5 protein-coding genes are annotated in these 10330 nt (G+C 57.0%); 4 read left to right on the top strand and 1 reads right to left on the bottom strand.

Annotated elements, in window-relative coordinates; genetic code table 11:
- Positions 1-32: 32 nt before the first annotated feature.
- Complete coding sequence (locus tag BN874_RS00690) at positions 33-1028, bottom strand: hypothetical protein (protein ID WP_034430170.1); 996 nt, start codon at positions 1026-1028, stop codon at positions 33-35.
- A 502-nt stretch (positions 1029-1530) separates the two neighbouring features.
- Between BN874_RS00690 and BN874_RS00685 the strand changes: the two genes are divergently transcribed.
- The 4 genes from BN874_RS00685 to BN874_RS00670 all read left to right on the top strand — a co-directional run bounded on the left by BN874_RS00685 (position 1531) and on the right by BN874_RS00670 (position 10304).
- Positions 1531-2604 carry a Fic family protein gene (locus BN874_RS00685; RefSeq protein WP_034430169.1) on the top strand — a complete coding sequence of 358 codons (1074 nt, stop codon included), beginning with the start codon at positions 1531-1533 and terminating at the stop codon, positions 2602-2604.
- A 253-nt stretch (positions 2605-2857) separates the two neighbouring features.
- Positions 2858-4336, top strand: coding sequence for a hypothetical protein (locus BN874_RS00680; protein WP_051497257.1), 1479 nt, complete (start codon positions 2858-2860; stop codon positions 4334-4336).
- 521 nt (positions 4337-4857) lie between these two features.
- Positions 4858-8286, top strand: coding sequence for a helicase-related protein (locus BN874_RS00675; RefSeq protein WP_034430168.1), 3429 nt, complete (start codon positions 4858-4860; stop codon positions 8284-8286).
- Positions 8283-10304, top strand: coding sequence for a DUF1156 domain-containing protein (locus BN874_RS00670; protein ID WP_051497256.1), 2022 nt, complete (start codon positions 8283-8285; stop codon positions 10302-10304). The genes BN874_RS00675 and BN874_RS00670 overlap by 4 nt, the downstream gene beginning before the upstream one ends.
- The last annotated feature ends 26 nt before the right edge of the window (positions 10305-10330 follow it).

The raw sequence follows: 10330 nt of genomic DNA, 5'->3' as shown, positions 1-10330 counted from the left end.
TTGGGAACGAGGACTCCAACCGGGTCCATGTATCAAAAACAACTCGCGGCGGCGACTCGCTTCCTGAAATTGACGGTCACGGTCCCAAAATGATTTTCCCAGCTATACGTTTTTCCTCCGACGGTGGCGCTTTCGATGACCGTCACGTTGTGGAGTCCCATTTTCCGGACCCTCTCCTGAAGATCCTGGGAACGCCCTTTCACGGGATCATCCGGCCCCACCCAGTAGAAATAAAATTGCGTGGCCGGACGCAGTTTCGGAATCAGAATCGGGAGCCAGTTTGACACCATCCCCATTCCAACAGGGATGTCGTGCAGGAAAGCCGACAGGATCCATTCGCCAGCGACATCAATGTTTTCGTCCTTCTTTTTCCCTTTGACCAGGATGGAGCGAGAGCCCTGGCCATACATCGTATCGAATCCCCAGACTTCGCAGATCGGGGTACTCATGGTCTTGACCTGCTGAGACAGGATGCCCCCCGCCCCGGAATGGCCGGCGAGTACCAGGTTGCCAATCTCGGGGACCTGTTTCTTTGCCACATACTGGGGAACATACTTACCAATCCACTTGACGACTTCCGCCAGGAAATTGTCTGCCGCGCCCGCATTGCGAAAGATGCCCATGTCCGAGTTGAGGCCGCTGCCGGGCTTGGCGCCGAGGGTCGGCGCAATCAGCACAGCCTGTTTTTCCGTGGCATTGATGTCTTCGCGTAAGCGAATGTTGTGCAAATTCCCGTTCCAGTACTCGTTAATGGTCGAGAATTCACCCGCCTTGTGCCCGTGAAAATACAGAATAACGTTGATCTTGTTAGGAAACGTAAAGCCCGACGGGAAGAAGACGCCCGTTGCGTTGTTTCCACTCGGCATCACCGGAATGGGAAAGTAATACGTGGCCTCAGCAGGTCCCACGGGGGGCGGGAAGGGAAACAGCGAGGTGGGCTGTTGCTCAAGCGGTGGCACCTTGTTGGGGAGCTGGTCCACAAAATCAAAGCGAACATCGGTTCGCACGGGTTTTTTCGGGGGGGCCATGAGTTGTACTCCCGAATCAATGGGTCGTCCTGAAATCGGTCGTGGCTCATTTTAGAATGTGATGCCATTCTGAGTTATCGCGGTGGACTACCAAAAAACTGGATAACCACATCCTGTAAGAGCCGTTTACTTGCTCAGTAATTCCCAGGTACGCGTGAAAAGGTTCAATGGCAATGAATCAAGGCTTTTGCCTTTCCGCCCGGCTCTCGTCGCGTTAGGCGGGCTTGAGTGGATGGGGTGGGAACCCGATGATCGTCTGAAGCGATAACCTCCAAAGGCGCAATTCCAGAATTAGATGTGGAATGAAGACAAATAAACGCGCGCTCGTTTATTTGTTAACAGAAACGTGCGCGCTCGTTTCGCGCGTGTTTCGACAGTAGGCATTCCGGCAAAAGTTCGCCTTGCTGTCGGTTCTCCGAAGTTGCTATTTGGATATATCGCTTGCCTGATTGGCTATAATTGGATATTTATAAGCCGCTATGGATAGGAAAATGGCTAAACTATGAAAACAGGATCGCTCCGAATCGCGCCGGAAATGCTGCGGCTCATCGCCGAAATTGACGAATTTAAGGGAGCCTGGCGGGCCATGACGGCGCTCGCGCCGGAACGGCTCGCGGTCTTAAAGCGCGTCGCCACGATTGAGAGTATCGGCTCTTCAACCCGGATTGAGGGGGCGAAGCTCTCTGACCGGGAAGTGGAAGCGCTCCTCGGTCGGCTAGAACAACAGTCTTTTGTTAGCCGCGATGAAGAGGAAGTCGCGGGCTATGCCGAAGTGATGGACACGCTCTTTGAGAGCCATTCGGCGATTCCCCTAACGGAAAACCACGTCAAACAGCTTCATGCCCGGCTGCTTCGGCACGCCCGCAAAGATGAGCGTCATCGGGGCGATTACAAGAAGCTCGCCAATCATGTTGAAGCGTTTGGGTCTCAGGGCGAAAGCCTGGGCATCATCTTTGCCACGGCTTCGCCTTTTGACACGCCGCTCAGGATGCAAGAACTTCTGGTCTCGACGCGCGAAGCGCTCGCGGATGCCAGTCTGCATCCGCTGGTGGTGATCGGGATGTTTGTGGTGGAGTTCCTCGCGATTCATCCCTTTCAAGACGGCAACGGGCGGCTCTCGCGCGTGTTGACGACGCTTCTCTTGCTTCAGTCAGGCTATGGTTATGTGCCGTTGAGCTCGCTCGAAAGCGTGATTGAGCACAACAAAGACGGCTATTACCTGGCCCTGCGGCGAACCCAAGGAACGCTCGCCAGTGATGCGCCCGATTGGGAACCGTGGCTGCTCTTCTTCCTGCGGTCGCTCAAGCAGCAAAAGGATCGCCTTGCGGCCAAAATTGCCCGCGATCCGCGTGTGGAGGGCTTGCATCCTGACGCGCTGGCGATCCTGGAACAGGTGCGCGTTTCAGGGCGAATCGCCACGGGTGAAGCTGAAAAGCTGACCGGTGCGCCTCGGCCTACGGTCAAGGTGAGGCTTGCTGAACTGGTTAAACGGGGGCTTCTGGTGCGGCATGGACAGGGTAGGGGGGCTTGGTACGGCCTGCCGCCCCAACAGGGGGATGTTCCATCCCACTTTTGAAAAGGGGTGGCGAGATAGAACGAAAACACCGGTAAAAAGTGGCAGTTTCGCCAGCCAGTCACTATCTTGTAACGAAAGGTGAAACAACAAAGGACACGCATCATGGGTGCTAAAACGCCAGCGCCCCGTAACCCGAAAGCTTTGAGCGGCAGAAGGTTACGAGGCGCTGTACCGAGTTCGCGTATAACGTGGGGCATCGGCGCTTTTAATAGTAGCCAGTCCCTATCGCCGATTCAAGGGCGGGGGACCGGTCATGCAGGCCGAACCTGAATCATTTCCGCTGCTCACCGGCCCGGAAGAGGCCGCGCTCTATCACCATGCCGGGGACCGGGGTTTCTTTACCCTGCTCTGGGCCGATCCCGAACAAGCGGCCCGCGCCGCGCGGGTGGCGGCGCAACGCCGGCAACTCAAACTCGAACTGGTCGCCCAACTGGCAACGCCACTGACGCTGTTTGATCCCCCGGCTCTGAAGATTGATGAGCTGCGGGCGCGACTGGAAGCGCTGCCGCGCCTCAGTTCCAAAATCCAGCGCGCCTATCGCCTGAGCGACCTGCCCACGGTGATTGAGGCGCTCGATCAGGAGCGGGACACCTGGATATCCCAAGCGGAGTTCATCAAACCCAATCGCCGGGTGGTCTACCTGCTGCGGCTGAACCTGTGCTTCGTCGATCTCGACACCTATAAAACGCCCTGGAACGGTAATCCTCCCGAATGGCTCTCTCACCGGGTGTGGGGCTACTGCCTGGATGAAGGCATCCCGGCTCCCTCGCTGATTCTCTACAGCGGGCGGGGTCTGCAAGTGAAGTGGTTGCTGGAGCGCCCGTTACCGCGCGCCGCCTTGCCGCGCTGGAACGCGGTGCAAAAGCAACTGGTCGCCCGCCTGGCCCCCTTCGGGGCTGATCCGGGGGCGCGGGACGCCAGCCGCCTGCTGCGGCTGGTGGATACCGTCAACACCCGCTCCGGGGAGCGGGTGCGGGTGCTTTGGGTGAATGAACGGGATGGGGAAGTCCAGCATTACAACTTTGAGTTCCTGGCCGAAACGATTCTACCGCTCGCGCGGGAAACGATCCGCGATGATCGGAAGGCTAAGGCAGAACGCCGCGCCCGGCTGACCGTACTGCCGGGCGGGAAGACCGGGAACCTCCGCGCCTTCTCCGGGCGGCAACTGGCCTGGGATCGGCTGGAAGATTTGCGCACCTTGGCCCGGCTACGGGGCTGGATGGAGAGCGGGGTTCCGCACGGCTACCGTTCCAAATACTTGCACTGGTGTCTGAACTTCCTCCTCCTCTCCGGGGCGGTGCATTCCAGCCAACTGTTTCAGGAGGCCCAAGCCCTGGTTCGGGAAGTCTGTCCCGACTTTAGCAAGGAAGTCCGTTCCATCCTCTCGACCCTCTACCGCAAGGCGCAAGCTTACGAGGCCGGGGAGAAAATCGAGTTCGGCGGGCGGATGTATCCGCCGCTCTATACCCCGAAGAACAGCACACTCCAGGAACTGTTTGAGATCCAGGATGCGGAAACCCCGCACCTCAAGACCATCATCTCGGCGGGGGAAGCGGCTCAGCGTCACCGGGAACGCAACCGCAAAGCGGTAGATCGGGCGACCTATCTGGAAACGGCGGAACAGCGCCGGGTAGAAGCTCGGCTACGGCGGGCAAAAGGAGAGTCCTTGCGAGAGATTGCATCGGCTCTGGGGGTTAGTCATGAAGGTGTCCGTCAGATGTTGAAAGAGTAGGTGTCAACAGTCCTGCGTATTACTAGTGGCGTAGCCCTTGGGGTTTTTTCGTAGCTTGCCCGCTTGGGATTGCCCGTGGTCGCGGCGCTTGTCAGCTCCATGCTAATTACACTTCTACGGGGGGCGTTTTTGGCTCGGTTTGGGTGTGCCTGTTTGGGAGCGTTTGGTTAATGTTTGATTGAAAGTCAGAGCCTAGCCAAGAACGCTGCGGGGTCCGGTTGTTGCGGGGCTCGTTCGGGCGATCTCTAGGGGCGGGCTTCAGCTTGGTTGGTGGGAACTCGGTTCGGGGAGAGTTTGGTTAGCGCTGGAATGGAAGTCAGAGTCCGGCCAAGAACGCTGCGGGGTTCGGTTGTTGCCGGGCTCGTTCGGGCGATCTGGGAATTTTGGGTGGATATGAGGTAGTTTGCGGTGATGGGAACTTGACCTTTCAAAGAATGGGATAATTTGCTAGGTATCCAGGGTGTGTATCCTGCTTGAGAAAGGTACACTCACTTGAGGAACAATCGTGGGATGGAGCTGGGATGTCAGAAGGAACGATTAGACCGGGGATGATGGTGAGCGGATCGCTGATCCCGGAACCGATTGAGGTGCTGGCCGTCGTGCCTATGGGGTCTTCGCTCAAGGTCATCGGGCGGGGAACCAAAACCGGACTGACGCATGATCCGATTTTCAGTGTGGAGCAACTGGCCCGGCTGACGGTCTCGGCGGAACAGGAACCGTTTGATGGCGATGCCGCCCTGTTTCGGTTGGGGGTGGAAGCGCATCGCCTCGGCCTTGCCTATGAGTATGACCCTTACTTTTCCCTCTCCATTGCGCGGGTCGATCCGCTCCCACATCAGTTGGAAGCGGTCTATGACTACTTCCTGAAGCTGCCCCGCATTCGCTTTCTGCTGGCCGATGACCCCGGCGCGGGCAAAACCATTATGGCGGGCCTGCTGCTCAAGGAACTGAAGGCCCGTGGTCTGGTTCGGCGAACTCTGATCGTCACTCCGGCCAATCTGACGTTTCAGTGGCAACGGGAACTGAAAGACAAGTTCCGCGAGAACTTTGAGATCGTGCGGGGCGATGTGCTCCGGGCGAACTACGGCCAAAACCCCTGGCAAGAAAAATCTCAGGTGGTGACCTCGATCTCGTGGGTTTCGACGCGAGAGGATGCGCGGGAAAGTCTGCTGCGCTCTCGCTGGGACCTGATCATTGTGGATGAAGCCCATAAGATGAGCGCCTATGCCAATGATCGGAAGACGCTGGCCTATGCCTTGGGTGAAAAGCTCTCCGAGATGACCGATCATTACCTGCTGATGACGGCGACGCCGCACAAGGGGGACCCGGAAAACTTCTGCCGATTCCTGGCCCTGCTGGATAGCGATGTGTACGGCAACATCAAAAGCCTCGAACAGGCCATGCGGCAACATGAAGCGCCCTTCTACCTGCGGCGGATTAAGGAAGCCTTAGTGAGTTTCCCGGACCCGGAAACCGGGGCGGTAGAGCGGTTGTTTACCAAACGCGAAGTGGTGACTGCGGCTTTTGAATTGGATGGTGAAGAACTGGAGTTTTATGACCAGTTGACTCGCTACGTGGAAGACCAATCCATTCGCGCCTCTCAGGATGACTCGGCGCGGGGTCGGGCGGTGGGGTTCACCATGGCCATGCTGCAACGCCGGATGGCTTCCACCCTCTACGCGGTGCGGCGAACCTTGGAGCGGATGAAGGAGCGGCGGGAAAAGATTCTCGCGGACCCGGACGCCTACCGTCAGGAACAGATTACCAAGCGCTTGCCCGATGATTTCGACGATCTCACCGAAGAAGAGCAGCAAGAGATCGTGGCTGAACTGGAAGACGTGGTGGCCTCGGTCGATCCGGCTAGCCTCCGGGAAGAGATTCCCCGCCTAACCCTGCTCATTGACCAGGCCCGCCAGTTGGAGCAACGGGAAGTCGAATCCAAGCTCACCAAACTGAAGCGCGTACTGAACGAGCAAGGCTTCTTCGCCGATTCTCGCAAGAAGCTTCTCGTTTTTACCGAACACAAGGATTCTCTGGATTACCTGGCCGGCAATGGGAAGGATGGTCGGCCCTACGGCAAGCTGCTGGAATGGGGGTTGACCGTCACGCAGATTCACGGCGGGATGAAGATCGGAGATCGCGATACGCCCGGAACGCGGATTTACGCGGAACGGGAGTTTCGGGAAAGCGCCCAAATTCTGGTCGCCACGGAAGCGGCAGGGGAAGGGATCAACCTGCAATTCTGCTCGCGGATGATTAACTACGACATTCCCTGGAACCCGATTCGCTTGGAACAACGGGTGGGGCGGATTCACCGCTACGGCCAAGAGCACGACTGCCTGATCTTCAACTTCGTCGCCAAAAACACCCGTGAAGGCCGGGTGCTGCAAAAGCTCCTGGACCGGCTGCGGGAGATCCGCAAGGAGTTGGGAACCGATCAGGTGTTCGATGTGGTCGGGGAAGTGTTTCCGGCGAATCTCCTGGAAAAGCTGTTCCGGGATTTGTATGCCCGGCGAACGGACGAAAGCGCCGTCAAGGATCGGATTGTCCGGGACGTGGACCCCAAACGTTTCCGCGCCATTACCGAGTCGGCCTTGGAGGGCCTCGCCAAAAAGGAACTGAACCTCTCGGCGATTGTGGGCCGGTCGGTGGAAGCCCGCGAACGCCGTCTGGTCCCGGAAGCCATTGAAAAGTTCTTCGTGCAAGCGGGTCCGGTGGTGGGGATTCGGCCCAAGGCCACGAGCGCGGAAAGCCATGCCTACCGGGTCGGCAAGATTCCCCGGCTGCTCGTCCAGCGCGGCGATGCTTTGGAAACCCGCTTTGGCCGGCTGGGGCGGGACTATCACCGCATTGTCTTCGATAAGGACCTGCTCAAGCGCGATCCCACTGTGGAATGGGTCACGCCCGGTCATCCGCTCTTTGAAGTGGTGCGCGACGCCTCCTTGGAGCAGGTCCAGGAACACCTCAAGCGCGGCGCGGTGTTTTTTGACATTCAACGCGCGGAACCCTATGTCCTCGATCTGTTTGCCGCCTCCATCAAGGATGGGCGCGGGAACACCCTCCATCGCCGGCTGTTTGTCGTGGAAACGGCTGCCAGCGGGGAAATGGCCGTCCGGCAACCCACGTTGTTTTTGGACATTAACCCTGCTCCCCCTGGAACGCCGGCGTTGGAAGCGGAGCCGCTGCCGGCTCGTGCGCTCGCCGAACGATTCCTCTATGAGCAAGCGCTAATGCCTTGGTTGGAAGAGAATGCCAAAGAGCGGGCGCGCGAGATTGAGCGAGTCTCGAAGCATGTGGAAATCAGCCTGCACGCCCTGATTGACCGCCAGAACGAACAACTGGCCGATTACCTGAACCGGCAAGTAGAAGGGCAAACCATCCCCGGCCTGGATGGGATCATCGCTCAAGCGGAACAGCACTTGGATGAACTGAACAACCGCTTGGAATCGCGGCGCAAGGAACTGGACATGGAACGTCACTGCACGGTCGCCGATCTGGTTCACCTCGGGCGGGCGCGGGTGCTGCCTCACCCGGAACGGCAAAGTCCGCACATTGCGCCGATGGTGCGGGATGATGAAGTGGAGCGGATCGCCGTGGATACCGCACGGGCCTATGAGGAAGCGCGGGGCTGCGTGGTGGAAAGCGTGGAAGCCGACAATCGGGGCTTTGACCTGATCGCGCGCAAACCTCACCCGGAAGACCCCAAGAGCTTTATCGACGTGCGCTTCATCGAAGTGAAGGGCCGTGCCGGCGTCGGGGAAATCTTCCTGAGCGCCAATGAATACCGGGCGGCGGAACGGTTGAAGGGAGATTACTGGCTCTATGCGGTGTTTAACTGCGCCTCTCAGCCGGAACTCCATCCGTATCAAAACCCGGTGCAACTCGACTGGCAACCGGTCACCAAGGTTGAGCAGTACAAGATTCACCCCAAAGCAGTCCTCGGATCATGACTCTCACTATGCACAACGAATACCCTAAGCGCCTGATTGAAGTGGATTTGCCAATCGCCCGGATTTCGGCCCATGCGCGGCGGGAAAAGTCGATTCGGCACGGTCATATCTCTACGCTGCATATCTGGTGGGCAAGACGACCGCTGGCCGCATGTCGGGCGGTGATCTGCGCCTCGCTCTGGCCCGATCCGGTGGATTTGACGGCCTGGGCGGAACGAGGGGAAGCAATTCCGGTGGGGGATGGCTCAGTCATCGTTCGGCCTTACCGGTTCCTGGATACCGCGCGGGAGCGGATGACGGCTTGGGCGAATCAGCATCTCGGGAAAGTGAGCAAGGAATCCTATTCCCGTTTCGTGGCGATTCAGAACGGCGCAAAGACACTCGCCGATCCGCTGGATTTACAGCGGGTGCTACTGGATTTCATCGCCGATTTTGCTAACTGGGACAACTCCACGGACAAGGATTACTTGGAAACCGCTCGCGCCTTGACGCAAGCCGCGCATGAAGCTTTGGGCGGGGAACCGGAGACTCGCCCGCTAGTGGTTGATCCGTTTTGTGGCGGGGGTTCTATTCCGTTAGAAGCCTTGCGGGTGGGGGCGGATGCATTCGCCTCGGACCTGAATCCGATCCCAGTGCTGCTCAACAAGGTGTTGTTGGAATATATCCCCAAATATGGCCAGCGCCTTGCGGATGAGGTTCGCAAGTGGGGCGCATGGATCAAGCAGGAAGCGGAGAAGGAACTTGCGGAGTTCTATCCCAAAGACCCCGATGGCGCAACGCCGATTGCCTATCTCTGGGCGAGAACCATTCAGTGTGAAGGGCCTGGATGTGGGGCGGAAGTGCCGCTGATGCGGTCGCTTTGGTTGGCAAAGAAAGAAAAACGTTCGGTGGCACTGCGCATTATTCCAAAACCTCAAGAAAAACGGATTGATTTTGAGATTATCGAGAACGCCAAGGCCAGTGAACAAAGACCGGGAACGGTGAAGCGTGGTTCGGCAACCTGTCCTTGCTGTGGATACACAACACCGGTGGCGTCTGTGCGGCAGCAGTTCAGGAGTAGAAAGGGTGGCGCATTAGAGGCAAGGCTTCTCTGTGTAGTGGTTACAAAACCTGAAATACAGGGGCGATTTTATCGCTTGCCCACACAGAGAGATATTGAAGCTGTAAATAGAGCTAAAGAGGAGTTAGAACGGCGAAAGAAAGCGCATCAAGGGGATTTAAGTTTAGTGCCGAATGAGCCACTACCCCCACAAGGTACGCTTGGCTTTCGAGTTCAACTATATGGTATGGAGGAGTGGGGCGATCTTTTTACTCTCCGACAGGCATTGGCACTTACTACCTTAGCACGGCTGATTCAGGAAGCAGGACATGAGTTAGCACAGTACCATAGAGATGGGTTGGCAGACGCAGCTCAGACGATATTAGCATTTTCATTGAGTAAACTTAGTGATTTTAATAATTCATGTACTCGTTGGGGAAATGATGACCAAGGAATAACGGCGCTATTCAGTCGGCAAGCTATTCCAATAGTTTGGGACTTTGCGGAAGCAAATCTCGCTAGTGGTGAAGCATATAGTTGGAAGTGGTCGGCTCCGTTTGCTCTGCGCGTAATTGAGCAAGCCGCTTCTCAAAATAATGTTTCTGGACATGCTGAGCAAGCGTCAGCGGGGATTCATCCTCTACCCAATGATAGTGCTGCGATTTTTTTTACAGATCCACCGTATTATGATGCTGTACCTTACGCCGATCTGTCGGATTTCTTCTTCGTATGGCTGAAACGCGCTTTACTGGGTCTCTCAAAGGAAAAGCTTACACCAAAGACAGACGAGTGTATTGTGGATGAGATTAAGGGCAAGGATAAAGCCTATTTTGAGAGGATGATGGGACAAGCAATGGCCGAAGGTCAAAGGGTTCTTGCGCCTCATGGAGTTGGTGTCATTGTCTTTGCTCACAAGTCTACACGCGGATGGGAAGCTCAACTTCCAGCAGTTCCCGGTCTCTTGAAAAGCTCAATTTAATCAATGTATTATAGAAGGTGTTTGTT

This window comes from Candidatus Contendobacter odensis Run_B_J11 (genome assembly GCF_000531125.1).
Taxonomy (GTDB): Bacteria; Pseudomonadota; Gammaproteobacteria; order Competibacterales; family Competibacteraceae; genus Contendibacter; species Contendibacter odensensis.
This window is presented reverse-complemented; position numbering and strand designations above follow the sequence as displayed.